We start from the raw sequence: 20,984 nt of genomic DNA, 5'->3' as shown, positions 1-20,984 counted from the left end.
GAGACGGTGCGGCGGGGGACCGCGAGCGCGCTCAGGCCGGATGCCGCTTCAGCAGCTTCGACGCCACGATCATGGCGCCGCCGAGCACGGCAGGGATGCCGCCACCCGGGTGAACCGATGCGCCGACGCGCCAGAGCCAGGGCGCACGGAGGTCATGCTGTGAGGGCTGGTGCAGGGGACCACTCATCCACAGCGGTCGGGATGCTCCGTAGAGGGCGCCGTGGGGTTCGCCGAACGACCCGAAGTAGCGCGGGTCGAGGACGGTCGTCTCGGCCATCCCGTCGGTCAGCGGGCCGTCGAGACCCATGACGCGCGAGATGCGCTCGATCTCACGCGTCACGAACGGGTGGTCGAGGGAGTATCCCTCGCCGTCGGCGGGGCTCGTCAGCAGGATGGCGAGCGTGCTGCGGTCGTTCGGGTAGATCTCGCCGGCGCGGTAGTGGTTGACGAATGCCATCGTGTCGGCGGGCTCGTCGCCGGCGGCGAGACTGCGGTGCAGGGCATCCGGCTTCGTGGGCAGGATGACGCTGTGCGCGGCGATCCGCTCGGGGAGGGTCTTGTCGAGCACGCCGTAGATCGCGACGGCCGAGCACGACAGCGACGGCGAAGCGGGAGCGAGCCGGCGGCGGCCCAGCAGCGCGTCGAGTCGCGACGCGTCGAGACCGCTCACGACGACATCCGCCTCGTGCACGCCGCGCTCGGTCGTGACCCGCCCGCGCTCGATGCGGGTGACGCGCTCGCCGGTGCGGATCTCGACGCCTGCGGCATCCGCCAGCCGCTCCAGCGCCAGGACGATCTCGAACACGCCGCCGCGCGGCACCCATACGCCGTCCGCCGCCATGACGGCGGGCATGCTCGCATAGAGCGCGGGGGTGCGCGCGGGGGAGACGCCCGCGTTGAGGGTGTGGATCGCGATGATCTCGCGCAGGCCCTCGGGCATCCAGGTGAGGCTGTCGAGGTAGGCGCGGGTGCTGAGGCGCCGGCCGTACACCGCGAGCAGCCGCCGCAGCGCGGGGAGCGACGCGCGGTCGAGCGGATCGGCCACGAGCAGCGCCGCGACGTCATCCGCGAGCGGGGCATGCTCGTCGCTGAAGCGCTGCCACGCGGCGTGCCAGGGGTGTCCTTCCGGCACAGGCAGCGATACCTCTTCGCCGCGGTGGTAGTAGCGGCCGACCTCGGCGAGACGAACGAGATCGAGCCCACCGGCATCCGCGTCCAGCCGGCGTGACAGCTCGTCCCATACCGACGGGAAGGTGACGAGGGATGGTCCCGTGTCGATGCGCTCGCCGTCGAGCTCGATGCGCCGGCTCTTGCCGCCGACGGTGTCGGCCGCTTCGAGCAGGGTCACGCGGTGGCCGGCATGGGCGAGCAGAGCGGATGCCGCGAGCCCGCCGAGGCCCGCTCCGACGACGACGATACGGCTCATGGATAGACCCCGAGGAACATGGCGGCGAGTAGCAGACCGCTGGCGACCGAGCCCGCGATGTACGGGAACGCGATCGACAGCGGGTAGAGCCTGCGGCCCGTGTTGGGGGTCGGGCGCAGCAGCATCCACACGACGAGAGTTCCCGCGAGAGCGAGGTTGACCAGGGCGACGGGCAGGCTGACGAGCGCGAACAGCACCGTCGAGACCAGCCACCACGTCCCGCTCCACAGGGCCGTGCCCCGCGGGCCGAGCAGGACGGCGGTCGTGGTGATGCCGGCCTCGCGGTCTTCGTCGATGTCCTGGACGGCGTCGTAGGCGTGCTTCGCGACGCTCCAGGCGAGCAGCCCGACGACGGCCGGCCAGACCGGCGGCTCCCCGAGCGCGACGGGCAGGATCAGCAGCGGCAGACCGTAGGCGGCGTTGCTGAGCGAGTCGAGGAACGGGCGCGCCTTGAACCGCAGCGGGGGCGCCGAGTAGAACACGAACACGCCCGCGTACAGCAGGATCAGACCGACCGCGGCGATGGGCAGCGCGATGACGAAGAAGACGAGGAACGGGACGTTGGTGATCGCCACCGCCCACGCGATGAGCTTCACCTCGCGCGGATCGATGCGCGCGCCCTCGATCGACCCCTTGCGCGGGTTCAGCGCATCCGTGTCCTGGTCGAAGATGTCGTTCACGCCGTAGATCAGCAGGTTGAACGGCAGCGTCAGCCAGATCAGCAGCGGGATCGCGGCGACGTCGATCAGGTGGCCGGTCAACCACATGCCGAGCGCGCCGGTGCCGATCGTGTTGATCCACAGGACGGGCCGCGAGATGTGGATGAGGCGCGCCACGGTCGATGTCTGGCGGCTGATGGCGGCGCTCCTCGGGTCGGCTGTCGTCACTATCTCACCATCGGGCGGATGCTCGTGAATCGGTCACGTCGCCGCGCCGGATGGCGTCGGCGCGATCGCGGATCGCGGTGATCTCGTCATCGTCGAGACGGCCGAGGTTCTTCAGCTGGAACGCCATGCGATGGTTCGACGCGAGGGGCTCCTCGTGCCGGATGAGGTAGTCCCAGTACAGGGTCGTGAAGGGGCAGGCGTCCTCGCCGATCCGCTTCGCCGGGTCGAACGGGCACGTCTTGCAGTACGGGCTCATCCGGTCGATGTACTTGCCCGTCGCCGCGTAGGGCTTGCTGCCCATGAGCCCGCCGTCGGCGTACTGGCTCATGCCGAGGGTGTTCGGAAGCTCGGCCCATTCGACAGCGTCGACGTAGACGGCGAGGTACCAGGCGTGCACCTCGCGGGGGTCGACGCCGAGCAGCATCGCGTAGAGCCCCGTGACCATGAGGCGCTGGATGTGATGCGCATACCCGTTCTCGAGCGTCGTGCCGATAGCGTCCGCGAGGCATGCCATCGGGGTGTCGCCGGTCCAATACCAGTCGGGCAGCGGCTCGAAGGCCTCGAACGCGTTCCGCTGGATGTAGCCGGGCATCTGCGTCCAGTAGAGCCCGCGGACGTACTCGCGCCAGCCGAGTATCTGTCGGACGAACCCCTCGACCGCCGACAGCGGCGCGTGCTTCGACCGGTACGCCTCCTCGGCGGCGGCCACGACCTCGCGGGGATGCAGCAGCTTCAGGTTCATCGACGACGACAGGTGCGCGTGCCACAGCCAGGGTTCGCCCGGCCACATGGCGTCTTGAGCATCACCGAAGCCGGGCAGGCGCTCGTCGATGAACAGTTGCAGCGCCTCGAGCGCCTGCGCGCGGGTGACCGGCCACGCGAACGTGTCGAGCGAGCCCGGGTGCTCGCCGAACTCCCTCTCGACGAGCGCGATCACCTCGCTCGTGATCTCATCGGGCGGGAAGGTCGCGCGCGGCGGCACGAGGCCGGGGCCCTGCTTCGGGAACGCTCTGCGGTTGTCGGCGTCGTAGTTCCACTGGCCGCCGACGGGCTGGCCGCGGGTCGTCATGAGGATGCCGTGCCGCTTGCGCATCTCGCGGTAGAAGTACTCCATCCGCAGGGACGTCCGGCCCTCGGCGTGCGCGGCGAACTCGGCGACCGTCGAGAAGAAGTGCCGGTCGTCGCGGATCTCGAGGGGGATGCCCGCGGCATCCGCCGTCTGCTCCAGCGCCTCACGCACCCGCCATTCGCCGGGCTCGGTCATCACGAGCGCCTCGGGCTTCAGCGTCGTCAGGTCGGCGGCGAGCTGGTCGGCGAAGGTCCCCTTGTTCCCCCCTGCGTCGAGCTCCGTGTAGTGCAGCGTGTGTCCAGCGTCGCGCTGGTCCGCCGCGAAATGGCGCATCGCGGCGAGGAACACGGCGGTGCGGGGCTTCGAGCTCCACACGTGCGTCGACTCCTCGGCGACCTCCGCCATCCAGACGGCGTCCTGCGCCGGGTCGAAGTCGTCGAAAGCGCTCGCGTCGGGGTCGAGCTGGTCGCCCAGGACGATGACGAGGTTTCGGAGCACGGTGTCAGCGTAAGAACGGCCCCCGGCGCGTCCTATCGCTTGTGCCCGGGGCCGGGCTGCGCTAGCCGAGAAGGCCGAAGCGGCGGTGAAGCCGTGAGGATCCGCTCGCCCGTCGTATGGATGACGTGAGGGGAGCCGCCGGTGGAGCACGTCGAGCGTAGACCTGAGCCATGACCCTCACGTCTCTGCTCCCGACCCTGCGTCGCAGCATCCCGTCGCCTCATGCACGGGATGCGTGGCCGGCGCGCACCGTCGTCACGTGCGATGACGTCGTCGTCTGCGGCATCTCTGCGCAGCGCTTCGTCGAACTGTGCGGGCTGCCGGCCGTCATGACGGCTCCGGCGGTCATCCCCCTGTCGGGCGGTATGGCGTCAGCCACCGCCACGACGACCGTGCTGCTGCTGCGGGTGACTCTCGGGCCGGACGACGGCAGTCCGGCTCTCGTCGTCGACGCCGACCTCGATGCGGCCGCGCTCGCGGTGTGGGGCGAGGCGCGGCTGCTCGTCCGAGTATCGAGCGCGCACGACCAGCGGTTCGCGGTCGGCGGGGCCGACGGCGTGCGTCTGCCCGGCGCAGCCGTCGTGCTGCCCGCTGATGTCCGCGCCGGCGACGTCATCGCGGTGCCGTGCGCCGGCGCGCTCGGGGTCGGCGATGTGCGTCCCCACCCGGGTCTCGCTGCGCGCGCACACGCCGGGGGAGTGAAGTGACGGTGTACGCGACCGTCGTGTGGGCGAGTCGCTGTGCGCGCTACGAGGCGATGATCGCCGCGGCTCAGGCCGCGGAGAAGGAGGGCGAGAGCAGCCCGCCGAGGAAGCGGGCGATCTCGCCCGGCCCGGACGCGTGAGCCGAGGCCTCGACATCGGGGTTGTAGTTCGTGTTGGTGTTGACGTCGTAGGTCACGAGACGCCCGTCGATCGTCTCGACGAATTCGATCCCGGCGATGCGGATGTCGTTGGCCCGCAGGAAGGCGCGGTGCTGGGCCACGAGCGGGTGCCCGGCCGTGACCTCGTCGCGCAGCGCGAACGGCGGGAATACCTGCTCGAGCGAACCGGCCGCCCCGGGCTCGACGACGCACGCATCGGCGGGACAGAGCTCGAAGCTGCCCGCGCTCGTGTCGACCCGCACCGCGTAGACGAACTCTCCCGCCACGTACTCCGCGCGTGTGACGAACGGGTCGCGGGCGAACAGGAACTCCTGGATGAGCGTGATGCCGTCGGGAGATGCCTCGAACTCGGGGCCGTCGACCCACGCGTCGAATTCGTCGTAAGAATCCCAGCGGCGGACACCGAGGCCCTTGCCGCCCTGGTTGTGCTTGCTGATGAACGGCACCGGGAACTCGCGTGCGCGCTCCTTCAGGTCACCGGTGCCGAAGACGGCGACCGTACGCGGGACATCGATCCCGGCGGCCCGCAGCGCCGCGTGCTGAGCGACCTTGCTGACCTCGAACTCGAGCACGTGGCTGCCGCCGATCACGGTTCGGCCCCACGACTCGAGCCAGCGGAGCACGGCGCGACCGTACTCCTTCGACTGCGCGTGATCGCGGGTGTGCGCCGAGGCCGACAGCCGCGACCAGAAGACGCCCTGCGGCGGTTCGGCCGACAGGTCGATCGAGCCGTCGGTGAGCAGCCACTGCTCGGCGGGCACGTCCGCGGCCGCGAAGGCGGCGGCGAAGGGCGCCCACCATTCGGGGTTCTCGTGGATCACGTACACCTGGGGCGAAGTCGACATCCCGTCAGGCTAAGCCGAGCGAGCCGGGCCGCGGGCCGCGTGACGGACCGTGACGCGACATGGACCTCCGCGAGCCCGGCACGTACCGGGCGTGTGAGGATCGACGGGACCGACGGATGCTCCGCCGGAGAGGGAGCATCATGAGGTTCGGCTACTGGACCCCTACCTACGGCGGCTGGCTGCGCAACGTCGCAGACGAGCACACGCCCGCGACCTTCGAGCACATCGCACGCATCGCGCGGGCGGCGGAGGACGGCGGTTTCGACGTCACGCTCGTGCCTGAGCTGAACCTCAACGACATCAAGGGGCATGCCGGTCCCGCGCTCGACGCCTGGGCCATCGCGACCGCGACGGCCGCCGTGACATCCCGGCTGGAGATCATGGCCGCGCTGCGGCCGAGTTACCACCCCGTCGCGCTCGCCGCGAAGCAGGCCGCTACGATCCAGGAGATCGCCCAGGGCCGCTTCACACTCAACGTCGTCTCGGCGTGGTGGGCCGAGGAGGCGCGGCAGTACGGCATCTCGTTCGCCGATCACGACGACCGCTACGCCCTGACGACCGAGTACGTCGACGTGCTGCGGGGGCTGTGGTCGCAGACGCCTTTCAGCCACGAGGGGCGCCACTTCTCGCTCGCGGGCACCCATCTCGAACCCAAGCCCGTCACGGCGCCGCTGATCTACGCGGGCGGCGAGAGCGAGGCGGGCCGGGCAGCGATCGCGGGCTTCGCCGATGCCTACGTGACGCACGGGGGCACGGTCGACGAGCTCCGGACGAAGATCGCCGACATGCGCGAGCGCCGCGAGCGCGTCGGCAAGCCCGCGTTCCGGCACTTCGGCATGGCGGCGTTCGCGATCGTGCGCGACAGCGAGGAGGAGGCGCAGGCCGAGCTGGAGCGCATCACCGACGTGCGCTCCGGGGCGGCCTACGAGTCGTACCAGGACTTCGTGACCAAGTCGCAGCTCGACGTCGAGATCAGCCTGCGCGAGTACTCGGTATCGAATCGCGGCCTGCGCCCCGAGCTCGTCGGCACGCCGCAGCAGGTCGCCGACCGCATCCGGGAGTTCCAGGACGTCGGCGTCGACACGCTGCTGCTGCAGTTCTCGCCCGCTCTCGACGAACTGGAGCGCTTCGCCGAGCAGGTCATCCCGCTCGTCAACATCCGCGGATAGACGCCCGCACGGACAGAGGCGGGCCCGGATGGAACCGGACCCGCCTCGCCGATGACGGCTCAGCTCACCGCAGGGTGAACTCGACCGTCGTGGTGTTGCCGGCGACGTCGTGCACGACGAGCGTGTTCGCGCCCGACACGGCGCCGAACACCCCGGGCTTCACGAAGTTGACGTCCGACCAGCTGTTGTCCGTCAGGTCCTTCGTCACGCCGTTGAGCACGACCTTGTCGATCTTCCCCGCGTCGAACAACTTGAAGCTCACGAGCGTGTAGCCGTCGCCGTCGCGAGTCGTGAACGACGCGCCGTCCTTCACCGTCACCGTCGGCTTCACCGTGTCGGGCTCGGGCTCGGGCTCGGGCTGGGGTGCCTCTGCCGCGACGACCTGGACGTCGTCGACGAAGCCCGTGTTGTCGCCGTCGGTCGTCGTGGCGACGAACGAGATCGTGTGCTCGCCCTCCTCGACGGTGAACGGCTCGGACTCGAAGGCTGTGTACTTCCCGTCGCGCGTCGGCACGAAGTGTCCGAGCTTCTGGTCGTCGACGAGGACGTCGAACTCCTGCTGGCCGCCGAAGCCCACGCGATTGGCAGCCGCGAAGGTGATCGCGAAGGTACCGGCCGGGAAGCGCACGGTCTGGTCGATGCGGCTCGCGAGCCCGGAGTCGCTCTTGAGGTACGCCGTGCGCTCGCCCTGCGGGGCGGGGAAGGCGGGCTGGAAGACGCTGTTGTTGTGCTGGATGCCGGCACGTGCGCTGAACGTCCATCCGTTGACCATCGGTCCGTTCGACGTCCCTCCGGTGGCGGGCCGCTCGAAGCCGGCGTTGTAGATGGTGACGATCGGCTGCTCATCGGGAACATCGGGGTTCACGAAGCACCGGTTGTCGCCGCCCGGGTTCGGGTCGCCTCCGAAGCTCGCCGCGGTGCAGTCCACGCCGTCGGTGAACGTGCCGTAGCGGAACAGACCGTCGGACCCGAAGGCCACGCTGGCCTCGCCGTCGAAGGTGCACGCACCGCTGTCCTGGTACTGGCAGAAGACGTACCCGTCGGGCGCGTTCTGCACGTCGAGCACCTTGTACAGGCGCGAGGTCACGCCCGAGTCCTCGAGGTCGTCGCCCACCGCGATCGCTCGCAGATAGGTCGTCTTCAGGGGAGCGAGGACGATCTGGCCCGTGTACAGCGTCGATTCGGCGGTGGGGACGCTGCCGTCCGTCGTGTACCGGATCTCGGCGCCGGGAGTGCCGGTCGTGATGCTGACCGCCTCGACCGATTCGTAGAGCCCCGGCTCGAGGCTGAACACCGGAGCATCCGCCACTCCGGCCTTCGAGGCCGGCGTGACCAGCACCTGGGCGACGCCGTACACGCCGTCGTCGAGGGTCGCGCGGATAGCGACTGTGCGCTCGGTCGCGACATCCGGTGCCGTGAAGAGGCCGTCCGCGTCGACCGCGCCGTTGTCATCGCCGACGACGGACCAGGTCAGGTCGTCCGAGCCGTCGATGACACGCGCGTCGAGGTCGACCTGCTCGCCCCCGGCGACGGTCGATTCGACCGGGTCGACGGCCACCTGGGTCGCCGCAGGCGAGGTCGTGTAGATGGCGAAGGTGTTCTCGTCGCCGATCGCATCGTCGGTGAACGCGTTGCCCGCGGGCGTCAGCGTTCCCGACGAAGCCGGCAGCAGCGCGTTCTTCTCGGGCTCGGCGATCGAGTCGGAGTACGCCAGGCGCGTGAACGATTCGGTGACGTCGCCTCCGGTGAACTCCACGCGGACGTCCTTAGGCGAACCCGACTGCGTCTCGACGAGCACGGTGAGCTCGCCGTCGCGATCCCGGAACGCAGTGGCGCGCACGTCGTCATGCGAGGTCTCGGTGCCGAGCACCGTGCTGTGCTCGGGGATGTACCGCATGAGCAGGCCGGCCTCGTAGAACGCGGCCGTGGGCTCGAGGCCGAGGACGAGCGAGTCCCACAGGTTGTAGGAGCCGTTCGTGTCACCCGCCGGGTCGTGGGTCATGACGCCGTTGAGCTGCCACACGAGGTTGGAATGGATGCCGTTGTTGGCGCTGCCGATGATGTAGTTCGCGTAGCCGGTTTCCCACACGCTCGTGCCCGGGTTCGTCCACCCCATCTCGGAGAGGTTGAGGGGCGCGTCGCCGATCGTCGAACGTCGCTGATCGATCGCGTCGCCGAGGAACTCGTATGACTCCCCGTACAGGTGGAACGAGTACTGATCGAAGACATCGCCCGCGTTCTCGGCCATGTACTGGGTCCAGTCGGGGGCGTTGACCTCCTCCGGACCCCAGATCTGCACCTCGTCGCGCAGGCCGTCGGCGATCAGCTGGTCGTGGACCTTGCGCGCCATCTCGGCGTAGTACGCCTTCTGATCGGCGGGGCCCTCGAAGTCCCAGCTGCCGTTGGGCTCGTTGTAGAAGGTGAGGAAGTCGATGTTGTCGTAGCCGCGCGCGTTGATCAGCTCATCGAGAAGCGCGGATGCCGAGCGTCCGTAGGCGTCGAGGTCGCCCGGAGCGCTCTCGTAGGGCTTCGTCACGCCGGGGTAGAGGAACCAGTCGTGGACGCGCTCGCCGACCTTCCAGCCGAAGTTCAGCAGAACCTCGGTTCCCGCCTGCTCGAAGGCGTCGAGGTAACGGTAGAAGGCCCGCATCTCGGGGCTGTCGAAGTCGTACTGGCCCTTCTCCAGCTCCATCCAGTCGATCTGGAACCAGACACGAGCGACCTTCGGCTGCAGCGTCAGGATGCGTTCGACGTCGACCTCCCAGTCGGCGTCGTCGTAACCGAGGCGCGTGGTGCCCTCGAGCAGGCTCCACGGAATGACGTTCACGCCGATGCCGAGGTAGTCCTCCTGCACGGTCTCATCGAGTGCGACGGTGACCGTCCGCTGCTCTGCGGGCGCGGTGTCGTCGGCGGTGGCGGGAGAGACGGGTCCGAGCGCGCCGGCGGCCACAGAGCCGGCTATCACGGTGGCGGCCGCTGCGACCGCAGCGCCGATTCGTCGTTTCACGGGGGGATCTCCTATCTGCGTCGATGGAGCGCAGTCGCTTGCGGTTCGGGACCGTCGATGGCGACACCAGGTAGTGCGACTACGAACATCTGATGTCGAGCACCGTATATCAGGGCTGTTCCGACCCACAAGGGACCAGCTTGCGGACATTCTTTGTAGTCGGGCTACCGATCTGGGCTAATTTCAGGTACTTTACTTTTCACCGGGCAGCCCGGCCCCGAACCCGCACATCGACGTGTCGGAAAGGAACGACGATGATCCTCCGAACCCCTTGGTCCCGTGCCGCCGCGCCCCTTGCGGCGGGAGCCGTAGCCCTGCTGCTCGTGAGCGGCTGTGCACCGCAGAGCGGAGACGACCGCGGCATCTCGATCTCGACCGGCGCGATCGGCGACATCACCAAGAACTTCAACCCGTTCTCGCCGAACGTGCTGCAGCCCACGCTCGGGGCCATCTACGAGCCGCTGTTCTTCTACAACAACCTCGCCGTCGGCGAGCCGCAGCCGATGCTCGGCACCGAGTACTCGTGGAACGACGAGGCGACCGAGCTGACCATCCAGGTGCGCGACGGCGTCACCTGGTCGGACGGCGAGGATCTCACCGCCGACGACGTGGCGTTCACCTTCGACCTGATCGCCGACACCCCCGAGATCAACACCATCGGCTACACCGGCTCAGCCGAAGCGATCGACGACGACACCGTCGTCGTCACCTTCGACGAACCGTCGCTGCCGATCGGTCCCGAGCTCATCGGCCGGACCGCGATCGTGCCCGAACACCTCTGGTCGACCTTCGACGACGTCGCCAACTTCGTCAACGAGGAGCCTGTCGGAACCGGACCGTTCACCCTCTCGACCTTCACGCCGCAGAGCTATGTGCTGCAGAAGAACAGCTCGTACTGGCAGGAGGGCAAACCGGCGCTCGAGACGCTGCGCTACGTCTCCTTCGCCAGCGGCGACGCGGCCACCACCGCAATGGTCAACGGTCAGCTCGACTGGAACACCGGCCTGGTCCCCGACTTCGCCGACGAGGTCGAGTCGCACCCGACGCTGAACCAGATCAACACGCCCATCAATCAGACCGCGTGGATCTCGTGCGCCGACGTCTCGCTGGGTTGTTCCGGACCCCAGACCGACCCCGCGGTCCGGCTCGCCATCAGCCTCGGCCTCGACCGGCAGGAGATCATCGACATCGCGTTCGAGGGCCTCGGCGGTGCTGTCTCGCCGGCCATGCTGCTGCCGGAGCGCGACGCCGAGTACATCGCGTCGGACCTCGGTGACACGACGTCGCCATCGGCCGACCCGGCCGCTGCCGCGGCCGTGCTCGAGGAGGCCGGTTGGTCCCCGGGCGCCGACGGCATCTACGAGAAGGACGGCGAACGGCTGAGCGTGACCGTGCAGGTCCCGCAGGAATGGACCTCCTACGTCACCGCTGTCGAGGTCGCATCGCAGCAGCTCGCCGACATCGGCATCGACCTGAAGCCCGAGGCGCTCCCCGGGGCGCAGTGGAACGAGAACCGCTTCTCAGGCAAGTTCTCGTTCACGATGGACGGCGTCTACCAGGGGCCGTCGGCCGATCCGTACTACATCTACGCGAACTACTACACGACCGCCGCCACGGCACCGGTCGGCGAGCAGGCTCCCACGAGCTACTCGCGCTACACCGACCCCGAGGTCGATGCACTCGTCGATCAGGCCCGCGTCGAGGTCGACCCGGAGCGCCGCCGAGAGCTGTATTTCGAGATCCAGCGGATCATCGCGGCATCCATGCCCTACATCCCCGTGCTCGTCGTTCCGACGGTGACGTATTACAACACCGACGACGCGACCGGTTGGCCCACCGAGGATGACCTGTACGCGTTCCCCGCAGCCTGGTCGATCTGGAACCTCGGCGTCGTGGCGGCGAACCTGCAGCCGGTCGGGGAGTGAGCCGGCGGGGATGAAGTACTACGCAAAAAAGCTCGCGTTCTACGCCATCGCCCTCTGGGCCGCGGTGACCCTGAACTTCTTCATCCCGCGCCTGCTGCCGGGCAACCCGGTCGACATCATGCTCGCCAAGCTCGCGCAGAAGGGGCCGGTCAGCCCGGCTGCGCGGCAGAGCCTCGAGCTGCTGCTGGGCACCGGTACCGACGTCCCCGTGTGGGAGGCGTACCTCGGCTACCTCCGCAACGTCCTGACGTTCGACTTCGGCCCTTCGATCACGTACTACCCGACGCCGGTCGTCGACGTCATCTCGCAGGCGCTGCCCTGGACGATCGTGCTCGTGGGGGTGTCGACCGTGCTCTCGTTCGTGCTCGGCATCACCCTCGGCACGATCGCCGGGTGGCGCCGCGGCGGCTGGCTCGACAACCTCATCCCCATCACGACGATGCTCCAGGCGGTGCCGTACTTCTGGATGGCCATCATCCTGGTCTATCTCCTGGCCGTCATCTGGCCGGTCTTCCCGGCCTTCGGCGGCTATGACATCTACACCACGATGCCGGGCTGGTCGGCCGACTTCCTGGGCAGTGCCGTCTACCACGCGTTCCTGCCCGCCCTCACGATCGTCATCAGCTCGGTCGGCGGCTGGATGCTGGGCATGCGCAACATGATGGTCGCGACGCTGTCGGAGGACTACATCACCACGGCCGAGGCGAAGGGGCTCTCGCCGGTGCGGGTGCGGCAGCGGTACGCCGCGCGGAACGCCATCCTCCCCTCCGTCGCCGGCTTCGCCCTGTCGCTCGGCTTCGTCGTCTCGGGCTCGCTCGTCACCGAGCAGGTCTTCTCGTATCCGGGCATCGGATACGCCCTTCTGCAGTCGGTGAACAACAACGACTACGCGCTCATGCAGGGGCTCTTCCTCGTGATCACGCTGGCCGTGCTCGCCGCCAACCTCATCGTCGACCTCTTCTACGGAGTGATCGACCCCCGTACCCGGATCCGGAGGTAACGGATGTCGTCGCAATCGGTCACCGCCACCCTCGCGCAGCTGTCGCCGCGCCGTCGTCGCCGCCGCCAGGTCAGCACGAAGCTGGTCGTCGGCCTGTCGATCACGGGCGCCATCGTGCTGTTCGGTCTCGTCGCCCCGTTCTTCGTCGGCGACCCGTTCCGCATCCGGCCGATCGGGATCACCCCGCCGAGCCCCGAGTTCTGGCTCGGCACGACGCAGAAGGGGCAGGACATCTTCGCGCAGCTCGCCGTGTCGACGACGAACTCGCTGCTCATCGGTGTGGTCGTGGGGGTGCTCAGCCTCGTGCTGTCGGCGTTCTTCGGCATCGTCGGTGCGTATCTCGGGCGCTGGTTCGACGAGGGCTTCTCGCTCATCACGAACATCGCCCTCGTCATCCCCGGCCTGCCGCTCATCATCGTCGTCTCGAGCTACGTCGAGAGCCGCGGTCTCGGGGTCGTCGCGCTGATCCTGGCGCTCACCAGCTGGGCGGGCGGCGCGCGAGTGCTGCGCGCGGTGACGCTCAGTCTGCGCAACCGCGACTACGTGGCGGCCGCGCGCGTCGCGGGCGAACGGACCTTCCGCATCATCACGGTCGAGATCCTGCCGAATCTGCTGCCCATCCTCGCGTCGTCCTTCATCTTCGGCGTCGTGTCGGCGATCCTCGCCGAGGCGGGGCTGTCGTATCTCGGCCTCGGGGTGACGGGCGACTACACGTGGGGGCGCATGCTCTACGACGCGCAGATGAACTCGGCACTGCGGGCCGGGGCGTGGTGGTGGTTCGTGCCGCCGGGCCTGCTCATCGCGACGCTCGGCGCGGCGCTGTCGCTCGTGAACTTCGCGCTCGACGAGATCGTGAACCCCAAGCTGCGGCTGCCGGCCGCCGCACGTCCCCGTCGGAAGGCCGTCTCATGAACGACGTCGTGCTGAGCATCGAGGATCTGCGCATCGACTACGCATCCGACCCCGTCGTCCACGCCGTCGCGGGAGTGAGCTTCGACCTGCGGCGCGGGGAGATCCTCGGCATCGCGGGCGAGTCCGGATGCGGCAAGACGACCCTCGCGTACGGCATCACCCGGCTTCTCAAGCCGCCGGCCGAGGTCGTCGGCGGTGCCGTGCGGTTCCTGGGCGGGGACCGATCGGTGCGGGTCGACGAGCTCGAGGGAGCGGCACTGCGGGCGTTCCGCTGGGATCGCATCTCGATGGTCTTCCAGGGCGCGATGAACGCGCTCAACCCGGTCCTGCGCGTGCGCGCCCAGCTCGAGGACGTGCTGACCACGCACCGCCCGACGATGACGAAGCAGGAGCGTCGCGACCGCTGCGAGCACCTCATGCGCGTCGTGGGTGTGCCGGCCGAGCGACTCGACGCCTATGCGCACGAGCTGTCGGGCGGGATGCGTCAGCGCGTCATGATCGCGATGGCGCTGCTGCTCGACCCGCCCGTGATGATCATGGACGAACCGACCACCGCCCTCGACGTCGTCGTCCAGCGCGAGATCATCGCCGAGATCACGCGACTGCGCGACGAACTGGGCTTCGCCGTCATCTTCATCACGCACGACCTGCCGCTGCTGCTCGAGATCAGCGACCGCATCGCGATCATGCGGCGCGGCGAGATCGTCGAGCTCGCTTCGACGCGAGACATCTATCACCGACCGCGGGACCCGTACACGCGCGAGCTGCTCGCCGCGTTCCCGAGCCTGACGGGCGAACGCCTCGGGTACGCCGGAGCGACGGCGACGGCGACCACGACGGAGGAGGGCGCATGACCGCGATCGAGGCCATCGGGCTGCGCAAGACGTACGGCACGGGGCGCAGCGCCGTCGAGGCGGTGAGAGGAGTCGACCTCGCGATCGACTACGGGCAGACGGTCGCGCTCGTCGGCGAGAGCGGCAGCGGCAAGTCGACGATCGCCAAGATGCTGCTGCTGCTCGAACAGCCCAGCGGCGGCGAAATCCTGCTCGACGGCGAGAAGCCCCCGACCCGGGGACGCGCGGCGCGGGAGTACCGCACCGCGGTTCAGATGGTCTTCCAGGACCCGTTCGCCTCGCTCAACCCCTTCCACTCGATCTACCACCACATCGCCCGGCCGCTCGTGATGTCGGGGCGCGTACGGGGAAAGGCACAGGTGCAGCGGGCCGCCGCCGAGCTTCTCGAACGCGTCCAGCTCGACCCCGACGAGCACCTGCACCGCCGTCCGCACGAGCTGTCGGGTGGCCAGCGTCAGCGGGTCGCGATCGCTCGCGCCCTTGCGCCGGCACCGCGCGTGCTGATCGCCGACGAGCCGGTGTCGATGCTCGACGTCTCGATCCGTCTCGGCGTTCTGCGCCTGCTGGCCGACATCCAGCGCGAAGACGACCTCGCGGTGCTGTACATCACGCACGACCTCGCGACCGCTCGGCACTTCTCCGACGAGATCCTCGTGATGTACCACGGTGAGATCGTCGAACGCGGTCCGGCCGACGACGTCATCCTGCATCCGCAGCACGCGTACACGCAGCGGCTCGCGGATGCCGCGCCCGACCCGCACCGCCGGTTCGCGGAGACGGCATGACCGGCGAGACGCACCGCCCGCAACGGGCGCACACGTGGGTGACCCCGAAGATCTTCGCCGACGTCGCCGATCCGCAGCCCGGGGTCGCGGCGTTCTTCGAGCACTACGCCGGCTGGTTCGCACGCGTCGACGAGGTCGTCGTCACCTTCTGCGCGGGCAACGGCGACCACGTGCTCGCATACCCGGGCGCGGGGCACGAGACGACGAGGTTCGACTGGGGCCGCTACAACTCCTACGTCGGCACCAACGTCTCGACGCGCGACCACAACGGCCACTGGCTGCGCGTCGCGCGGGAGGATCGCGTCATCGCGGGGAACCCGTACCACGCCGGTCCGGCGTTCGTGCTGAGCGAGCAGCCGATGGACTACGCCGTCCTCCGTGCGATCTACCGCGCATTCCGCGACGAGGCGCGGGGCCGCGGCATCCCGCTCGTGCTGCTCGAGTACCTCGAACCGGGCTCCGAGTTCTGCGCGTGCGTGTGGAAGACGGAACGGCATCCCGAGGCGGCGTCCGGATGGGTGGATGCCGGCGGCAACATCGCCCCGGGTCTCCTCGACGTGGCCGCGGTGCTCGACGCCGACACCGAGACGTACGCGTCGTACCCGGACGGCATCCCTCCCGGCGAGCCGGTCGAGCGGTTCGCCGCACGCCAGATCGCGGCGTTCGTCGCCGACTTCGGGCTCGATGGGATCACCCTCGGCAACCAGTTCGGGCTCATCGGCATCTGGCATCCCGAGCACGCGGTGGAGTCGACGCCCGAGCGCCGTGCGTCGGTGACGCGGTTCTTCACGCGATTGCGCGAGCTGCTCGACGCGGCCGCGGGCGCGACAGCCGCGGGAGCGCGCATCTACTGGCAGGACTCGTTCTGGCCCGTCGAGCTGGAGCAGGACGTCTGGGGCATGACCGATGAGGCGTACGCGGCATTGAGCGGCATCGTCGTCTCGAACTTCGCCGTCCTCGCACGCGAGGAGAACATCGAGGCGTCCGCGCGCAGCAAGATCGCGCTGCGCGAGCGGCTGGGTGGCGGGCTCGAGGTCGTCTACTCGCTCGATTTCGTCGACCCCTGGTACTGGTACCGGGTGTACCTCGACTCGCCGCACTTCTGGCATCGGCAGCGGGCCGTATACGGCGAGCTGAGTGGGATGCTGGACGGCGTCATGTTCTTCGCCAACGACACGTTCGGGCACTTCGTGATGCCCGACCCGCTCGGCACGACCCTCGCACTGCTGCCGCGACGGGCCGCCGACGCGCGCGCCGATCCGGATGCCGATGCGTCCCGTCCCTGAACCGGATGCCGCACCCGTGCGGCGCCCGACCCGAGCGGTCGTGCTCGAGTTGATCCGTGTGGCGGGCCCGATCAGCCGCACCGAGCTCGCCGAGGTGACCGCGCTGACCCCTGCCACCATGACGACGGTCGTGCGCGACCTCATCGCCGACGGCCTCGTCGTCGAGACGGGGGTAGGCGAGCCGACCGGGGGCAAGCGCCGGACGCTGCTGGAGGCCCGACCCGATTCGCGCTACGCGATCGGCATCGTGCTGGGGTTCGCCGCGACCTCGTACGTGGTGGTGAACGTCTGGGGCGAGCTCGTCGCCGAGCGCACGGCGGCGGGGGCAGGCCGGCTCGAGCCGGCGGAGGTCGTCCGCCGCATCGCCGGCGAGGTCGACTCGATCATCGCCGAGGCGGGAATCGAGCGTGAGATCGTGGCCGGGGTGGGGATGGTCGTTCCGGGCCCGATCGACGTCATGAGTGGAGCCGCCGTGCAGCTGCCGTCATCGCTGCCCTGGTCGGACTTCAGCGTGCGCGACGCGCTCGCCGAAGCCCTCGGGCTGCCGGTGGTGATGGAGAACGACGCAACGGCCGCGGCGGCGGGGGAGTACTGGTCGCGCGCGACGAACGGCCAAGGGACGTTCGCCACGATCCACATGGGCATCGGTATCGGGGCCGGCATCATGATCGCGGGCGAGCTTCTCCGCGGCATCAGCGGCAACGCGGGCGAGATCGGCCACGTCTCGATCGATCTCGACGGTCCGCGCTGCCATTGCGGCAACCGCGGCTGCCTCGAGCTGTTCGCCGCGCCGCCGGCGGCGGAGGAGCGCTACCTCGCCTCGACGGGCGAGCATCGCGACTGGCCGGACATCGCGGCGCGTGCGGGTGCGGGCGACGACGCTGACGCGGTGGCCGCGGTGGCACGCTCGGCGGATGCGCTCGCCGTCGCGGTGACGAGCCTCGTCAACCTGCTCGACCTCGACCTCGTCGTGCTCACCGGGGCCGGTTTCGCGGGCGCCGCACCCGTGTTCGCCGAGCGGATCGGTGCCGTGCTCGCGGGCACGTTCTTCGCGCGCCGGTCTCACCCCGTGCGCGTCGTGGCCTCGGCCGACCCGAGCCGTTCGGCCGCTCTCGGGGGCGCCGCGATCGTGCTGCGCGAGGCGCTGGCGGGTCCGCGGGCTCAGCTCTGAGCGGCGCGGGAGAGACGCTCGACGGTGGCCCAGTCGCCGGTGCGCAGGGTGTCGGCGGGCACCATCCACGAGCCGCTGACCGCGAAGACCGCGGGATCGGCGAGGTACTCCGCGGCGTTGTCGGCCGAGACTCCGCCCGACGGCAGGAACCGCACGTCGGGGAACGGGCCGGCGAAGGCCCGCACCGCGGCGAGGCCGCCGACGAGTCCCGCGGGAAAGAGCTTCAGATAGCGGAGGCCGCGGCGCAGCGCCGCCTGGATGTCGCTCGCCGTGGCGACGCCGGGAACGATCGGCAGGCCGCGCTCGGCGCAACGGTCGACGACGTCGGCGTCGAAGCCCGGCGAGACGGCGAACGCGGCTCCCGCCTCGACGACCGCGTCGACCTGGTCGGGGACGACGACGGTGCCCGCGCCGACGAGGATGTCGTCACGATCGCGCAGCGCGCGGATCGCGTCGATGCCCGCAGGGGTGCGCAGCGTGATCTCGGCGCATCGGATGCCGCCGGCCACGAGCGCGTCGGCGAGAGGGTGCGCGTCGGCCGCATCGTGCAGCACCACGACCGGCACGATCGGTTCGCCGCGCAGCGGTCCGGCGCCGGCCGGCGGCTCGACCCCGGTCATACCGGGAACCCGACGCCCGCGGTGAGCAGGACGTTGGCGTACGGGGTGTCTTCGGCGGTGCGCACCGCGAAGCGGATGTCGCCCTCCCGCTTGAGGTCCGCGTGGGAGAGGGTCGTGGCGTCGGGCAGGTGGCGTTCCACCTCGCCGGCGATGCCGGGGTTGGCCGCAGCCAGCTCCTCGGCCACGACGGCGGCCTCCACCACGACCTCGGCGAGGATCGCGTCGAGCACGGGCGCGAAGCCGGGCAGCCCGTAGACGACCCGCAGGTCGACGACGGGCACCCCGGCGGGAACGGGGAAGCCGGAGTCGGTCACGAGGAACCGGTCGGTGTGGCCGAGCGCCGCGAGGCGGCCCGCGAGGTCGGCGTTGAGGATGCCGCGGCGCTTCATCAGGCGTCCTGCGACGTCGGGGCGACCACGATCTCGCGGAAGCTGATGTGCTGGGGCAGCTGGTAGGCGGCGAGGATCGCCTGCGCGATGTCGTCGGGACGCAGGCCTCCGCCGATGCTGCTCTTGTAGTCGAGGTAGCCGTCGAGCACGTCGCCCGCGCCGGTGTTGCCGAGCAGGCCGGTGTCGACCATGCCGGGGGCGACGAGCAGCACCCGCACGCCGTGCGCGGCGTTCTCGCGACGGAGCCCCTCGGTCATGGCGTGCACGGCGTACTTGGTGCCGTTGTAGACGGTGTGGTCGGTGTACAGCTGCTTGCCGGCGATCGAGCCGATGTTGACGATCGTGCCGCGGCGGCGGGCCTGCATCCCCGGCAGGACGAGCTGGCTGTTCTTCATGAGCGCGACGCAGTTGACGTCGAACTGCTCCTGCACGAGCGCAGGATCCTGCTCGGCGACCGACGACAGGGCCATCAGTCCCGCGTTGTTGACGAGCAGGTCGGCGGGACCGAACCGCTCCTCGGCACGGGCGAGCGCCTCCGCCACGGCCGCGGTGTCGGTGACGTCGACGGCGGCGAGCTCGGCGTTCTCGAGGCCCAGCTCGACCATGGGCTCGAGGCGGCGGGCGATGAGGAGGAGCGGGTGCCCGGCGTCGGCGAAGGCGCGCGCCGTGGCCGCGCCGATGCCGGAGCTCGCGCCGGTGATCACGACGAGGGGGAGGTCGGTCATGTGGGGTTCTCCTGTGTCGGGGTGAGGGAGGCGAGAGCCGAGGCGGCTGCGTCGAAACGCTCGCGAGCGCGGGCGTACGACCCGGGGGCGGTGGGCACGATCTCGTCGAGGCGGGCGTGGGCGGCATCCGCTCGCGCGTAGTCGTCCCAGATGCCGAGTCCGACGAGTGCGATCGTGGCGGCACCGAGCGTCGCGGCCTGCTGATCCACGGCCGAGCGCTGCAGGGGAGACCGCAGGATGTCGGCATAGATGCCGTTCCACAGGGGCGAACGGCTGCCGCCGCCGGTGATGAGCAGCGGCTCGTGCGAGCCGCTGAGCTCGCGCATCAGGGCGAGGCTGCGGTCGAGCGAGAAGGCGATGCCCTCCAGACAGGCGCGCACGAGGTCCGCCGGGCCGGCGCCGAGGTGCAGGCCCGTGAAACCGCCCCGCGCGCCGCTGCCGCCCTCGAGCGGAGTGCCACCCGCGAGGGTAGGGACGAAGCTGACGCCGCGGGCTCCGGGCGCACTGTCCGCCGCGAGGTCGATGATGGCCGCGGTGGCGGTGCCCGGGGCGAGGGTCGCGTGCAGCCATTCGAGGCTCGTGCCGCTGCTGAAGGTCGACAGGGCGCTGACGAACATGCCGGGGATCGCGTGTGCGAAGACGTAGGGTCGCGCGTTCTCGTCGATGACGGGCCGCGCCGAAGTGACGGTGATCCAGCTCGAAGAGCCCAGTGCCGCGTAGATGCGCCCCTCGGCGGTGCCGCGTGAGCCGAGCGCCATCGCCGCGTTGTCCACGGCGCCCGCGAAGACGGGGATGCCGGACGGCAGGCCGAGCGCTGCGGCGGCCTCTCGGGTGAGCGCGCCCACCCGCTCCGAGGACGGCACGATGCGGGGGAACACGTCGCGGGGCAGCTCCGCGGCGGCGAGGAGCTCGTCGTCGTATCCGCCCGTCGCGAGATCGTACGCGCCGCTGCCCGAGGCCATGGAGGGGTCGGTCGCGAGCTCGCCGGTCAGCCGCAGGTTGATCCAGTCCTTGGACCCGACGAGGTGCCGCGTGCGCGCCCAGGCGTCCGGGTCGTCGGCGCGGAACGCCGCGGCTTTCGTCAGCGGGTACAGCGCGGCCCCGAACCCGTTGCCGGTGCGGCGGTACCACTCCGCCTCGGAGACGTTGCCGCGGGCGCTGCCGGAGGCGCCGCCGAAGACGGCGTCGGGGCGTCCGCGGGTGTCGGACCAGATCGGGGTCGTGGGGGAGACCAGCTCGCTCCGCTCGTCGAGCTGCACCGCGCCGAGGCTCTGGCCCGACAGGGCGATGCCCGAGATACGGTCGCGCGCATCGGGCGCGCGTTCCAGCAGCCGCCGAGTCGACGCGGCGACGGCATCCCACCAGTCGGCGGGGCGCTGCTCGTTGCGTCCCGGCGCGGGATGCGTCGTCGGGTAGGGCACGACCGTCTCGGCGAGCATCGTCGCGGCAGGCGTCCACAGCGAGGCCTTGCAGCCCCCGGTGCCGAGGTCGTAGGCCAGGACGAGGTCTGGCGACGTGCCGAGGTCGGTCATC

At 70.0% G+C, this 20,984-nt stretch carries 18 protein-coding genes; 9 read left to right on the top strand and 9 right to left on the bottom strand.

The window, feature by feature from the left end; genetic code table 11:
* Positions 1-31: 31 nt before the first annotated feature.
* The 3 genes from AA0Y20_RS02415 to AA0Y20_RS02405 are packed head-to-tail and all read right to left on the bottom strand — an operon-like array spanning position 32 to position 3,880.
* Positions 32-1,426: a phytoene desaturase family protein gene (locus tag AA0Y20_RS02415; RefSeq protein WP_412937166.1), complete on the bottom strand. Its 1,395-nt coding sequence runs from the start codon at positions 1,424-1,426 to the stop codon at positions 32-34.
* Positions 1,423-2,313: a UbiA family prenyltransferase gene (locus tag AA0Y20_RS02410; protein WP_412937165.1), complete on the bottom strand. Its 891-nt coding sequence runs from the start codon at positions 2,311-2,313 to the stop codon at positions 1,423-1,425. The genes AA0Y20_RS02415 and AA0Y20_RS02410 overlap by 4 nt, the downstream gene beginning before the upstream one ends.
* Before the next feature lie 4 nt (positions 2,314-2,317).
* A complete protein-coding gene (locus tag AA0Y20_RS02405; RefSeq protein ID WP_412937164.1) occupies positions 2,318-3,880 on the bottom strand; it encodes a cryptochrome/photolyase family protein in 1,563 nt (520 codons plus the stop codon).
* Positions 3,881-4,050: 170 nt separating this feature from the next.
* Between AA0Y20_RS02405 and AA0Y20_RS02400 the strand changes: the two genes are divergently transcribed.
* The gene (locus tag AA0Y20_RS02400; RefSeq protein ID WP_412937163.1) at positions 4,051-4,587 is read left to right on the top strand and encodes a hypothetical protein; all 537 of its coding nucleotides are present in this window, start codon (positions 4,051-4,053) and stop codon (positions 4,585-4,587) included.
* Between the two features lie 64 nt (positions 4,588-4,651).
* Here the strand turns inward: AA0Y20_RS02400 and AA0Y20_RS02395 are convergent, their stop codons facing one another.
* Complete coding sequence (locus AA0Y20_RS02395) at positions 4,652-5,608, bottom strand: ATP-grasp domain-containing protein (protein ID WP_412937161.1); 957 nt, start codon at positions 5,606-5,608, stop codon at positions 4,652-4,654.
* A 140-nt stretch (positions 5,609-5,748) separates the two neighbouring features.
* On the opposite strand from AA0Y20_RS02395, the gene AA0Y20_RS02390 reads away from it, so the two are divergent.
* Positions 5,749-6,777: an LLM class flavin-dependent oxidoreductase gene (locus tag AA0Y20_RS02390; RefSeq protein ID WP_412937160.1), complete on the top strand. Its 1,029-nt coding sequence runs from the start codon at positions 5,749-5,751 to the stop codon at positions 6,775-6,777.
* Between the two features lie 64 nt (positions 6,778-6,841).
* Here the strand turns inward: AA0Y20_RS02390 and AA0Y20_RS02385 are convergent, their stop codons facing one another.
* Complete coding sequence (locus AA0Y20_RS02385; RefSeq protein WP_412937159.1) at positions 6,842-9,784, bottom strand: chitobiase/beta-hexosaminidase C-terminal domain-containing protein; 2,943 nt, start codon at positions 9,782-9,784, stop codon at positions 6,842-6,844.
* A gap of 254 nt (positions 9,785-10,038) precedes the next feature.
* Between AA0Y20_RS02385 and AA0Y20_RS02380 the strand changes: the two genes are divergently transcribed.
* Genes AA0Y20_RS02380 through AA0Y20_RS02350 form a run of 7 tightly spaced genes read left to right on the top strand, consistent with a single transcriptional unit; the run spans position 10,039 to position 17,717 of the window.
* Positions 10,039-11,709: an ABC transporter substrate-binding protein gene (locus AA0Y20_RS02380; protein ID WP_412937157.1), complete on the top strand. Its 1,671-nt coding sequence runs from the start codon at positions 10,039-10,041 to the stop codon at positions 11,707-11,709.
* A gap of 10 nt (positions 11,710-11,719) precedes the next feature.
* The gene (locus tag AA0Y20_RS02375; RefSeq protein ID WP_412937155.1) at positions 11,720-12,709 is read left to right on the top strand and encodes an ABC transporter permease; all 990 of its coding nucleotides are present in this window, start codon (positions 11,720-11,722) and stop codon (positions 12,707-12,709) included.
* A 3-nt stretch (positions 12,710-12,712) separates the two neighbouring features.
* Positions 12,713-13,621: an ABC transporter permease gene (locus AA0Y20_RS02370; RefSeq protein WP_412937154.1), complete on the top strand. Its 909-nt coding sequence runs from the start codon at positions 12,713-12,715 to the stop codon at positions 13,619-13,621.
* Positions 13,618-14,475: an ABC transporter ATP-binding protein gene (locus AA0Y20_RS02365; RefSeq protein WP_412937152.1), complete on the top strand. Its 858-nt coding sequence runs from the start codon at positions 13,618-13,620 to the stop codon at positions 14,473-14,475. Before AA0Y20_RS02370 ends, AA0Y20_RS02365 begins: the two co-directional genes overlap by 4 nt.
* Complete coding sequence (locus AA0Y20_RS02360; protein ID WP_412937150.1) at positions 14,472-15,260, top strand: ABC transporter ATP-binding protein; 789 nt, start codon at positions 14,472-14,474, stop codon at positions 15,258-15,260. The genes AA0Y20_RS02365 and AA0Y20_RS02360 overlap by 4 nt, the downstream gene beginning before the upstream one ends.
* Positions 15,257-16,546: a hypothetical protein gene (locus tag AA0Y20_RS02355; protein ID WP_412937149.1), complete on the top strand. Its 1,290-nt coding sequence runs from the start codon at positions 15,257-15,259 to the stop codon at positions 16,544-16,546. The genes AA0Y20_RS02360 and AA0Y20_RS02355 overlap by 4 nt, the downstream gene beginning before the upstream one ends.
* A complete protein-coding gene (locus AA0Y20_RS02350; RefSeq protein ID WP_412937147.1) occupies positions 16,530-17,717 on the top strand; it encodes an ROK family transcriptional regulator in 1,188 nt (395 codons plus the stop codon). Before AA0Y20_RS02355 ends, AA0Y20_RS02350 begins: the two co-directional genes overlap by 17 nt.
* Here the strand turns inward: AA0Y20_RS02350 and eda are convergent.
* Genes eda through AA0Y20_RS02330 form a run of 4 tightly spaced genes read right to left on the bottom strand, consistent with a single transcriptional unit; the run spans position 17,708 to position 20,983 of the window.
* On the bottom strand, positions 17,708-18,337 hold the full coding sequence (eda, locus tag AA0Y20_RS02345) for a bifunctional 4-hydroxy-2-oxoglutarate aldolase/2-dehydro-3-deoxy-phosphogluconate aldolase (RefSeq protein ID WP_412937145.1): 630 nt from the start codon (positions 18,335-18,337) through the stop codon (positions 17,708-17,710). The two genes, AA0Y20_RS02350 and eda, sit on opposite strands and share 10 nt — an antisense overlap.
* Positions 18,334-18,726, bottom strand: coding sequence for a D-ribose pyranase (gene rbsD / locus AA0Y20_RS02340; RefSeq protein WP_412937143.1), 393 nt, complete (start codon positions 18,724-18,726; stop codon positions 18,334-18,336). Before rbsD ends, eda begins: the two co-directional genes overlap by 4 nt.
* Positions 18,726-19,451 carry an SDR family oxidoreductase gene (locus AA0Y20_RS02335; RefSeq protein WP_412937141.1) on the bottom strand — a complete coding sequence of 242 codons (726 nt, stop codon included), beginning with the start codon at positions 19,449-19,451 and terminating at the stop codon, positions 18,726-18,728. The genes rbsD and AA0Y20_RS02335 overlap by 1 nt, the downstream gene beginning before the upstream one ends.
* Positions 19,448-20,983: a xylulokinase gene (locus AA0Y20_RS02330; protein ID WP_412937139.1), complete on the bottom strand. Its 1,536-nt coding sequence runs from the start codon at positions 20,981-20,983 to the stop codon at positions 19,448-19,450. Before AA0Y20_RS02330 ends, AA0Y20_RS02335 begins: the two co-directional genes overlap by 4 nt.
* Between the last annotated feature and the right edge of the window lies 1 nt (position 20,984).

The organism is Microbacterium pratiae (assembly GCF_047302165.1).
GTDB lineage: Bacteria > Actinomycetota > Actinomycetes > Actinomycetales > Microbacteriaceae > Microbacterium.
Note: the sequence above shows the minus strand (reverse complement) of the source record. Positions and strands in the feature narration are given on the sequence as shown.

Bases quoted from the DNA above. Each gene is read 5' to 3' on its own strand.
- AA0Y20_RS02415 (WP_412937166.1), bottom strand. From the start codon at position 1,426: ATGAGCCGTATCGTCGTCGTCGGAGCGGGCCTCGGCGGGCTCGCGGCA.
- AA0Y20_RS02400 (WP_412937163.1), top strand. From the start codon at position 4,051: ATGACCCTCACGTCTCTGCTCCCGACCCTGCGTCGCAGCATCCCGTCG.
- AA0Y20_RS02395 (WP_412937161.1), bottom strand. From the start codon at position 5,608: ATGTCGACTTCGCCCCAGGTGTACGTGATCCACGAGAACCCCGAATGG.
- AA0Y20_RS02390 (WP_412937160.1), top strand. From the start codon at position 5,749: ATGAGGTTCGGCTACTGGACCCCTACCTACGGCGGCTGGCTGCGCAAC.
- AA0Y20_RS02380 (WP_412937157.1), top strand. From the start codon at position 10,039: ATGATCCTCCGAACCCCTTGGTCCCGTGCCGCCGCGCCCCTTGCGGCG.
- AA0Y20_RS02375 (WP_412937155.1), top strand. From the start codon at position 11,720: ATGAAGTACTACGCAAAAAAGCTCGCGTTCTACGCCATCGCCCTCTGG.
- AA0Y20_RS02370 (WP_412937154.1), top strand. From the start codon at position 12,713: ATGTCGTCGCAATCGGTCACCGCCACCCTCGCGCAGCTGTCGCCGCGC.
- AA0Y20_RS02365 (WP_412937152.1), top strand. From the start codon at position 13,618: ATGAACGACGTCGTGCTGAGCATCGAGGATCTGCGCATCGACTACGCA.
- AA0Y20_RS02360 (WP_412937150.1), top strand. From the start codon at position 14,472: ATGACCGCGATCGAGGCCATCGGGCTGCGCAAGACGTACGGCACGGGG.
- AA0Y20_RS02355 (WP_412937149.1), top strand. From the start codon at position 15,257: ATGACCGGCGAGACGCACCGCCCGCAACGGGCGCACACGTGGGTGACC.
- AA0Y20_RS02350 (WP_412937147.1), top strand. From the start codon at position 16,530: ATGCGTCCCGTCCCTGAACCGGATGCCGCACCCGTGCGGCGCCCGACC.
- eda (WP_412937145.1), bottom strand. From the start codon at position 18,337: ATGACCGGGGTCGAGCCGCCGGCCGGCGCCGGACCGCTGCGCGGCGAA.
- rbsD (WP_412937143.1), bottom strand. From the start codon at position 18,726: ATGAAGCGCCGCGGCATCCTCAACGCCGACCTCGCGGGCCGCCTCGCG.
- AA0Y20_RS02335 (WP_412937141.1), bottom strand. From the start codon at position 19,451: ATGACCGACCTCCCCCTCGTCGTGATCACCGGCGCGAGCTCCGGCATC.
- AA0Y20_RS02330 (WP_412937139.1), bottom strand. From the start codon at position 20,983: ATGACCGACCTCGGCACGTCGCCAGACCTCGTCCTGGCCTACGACCTC.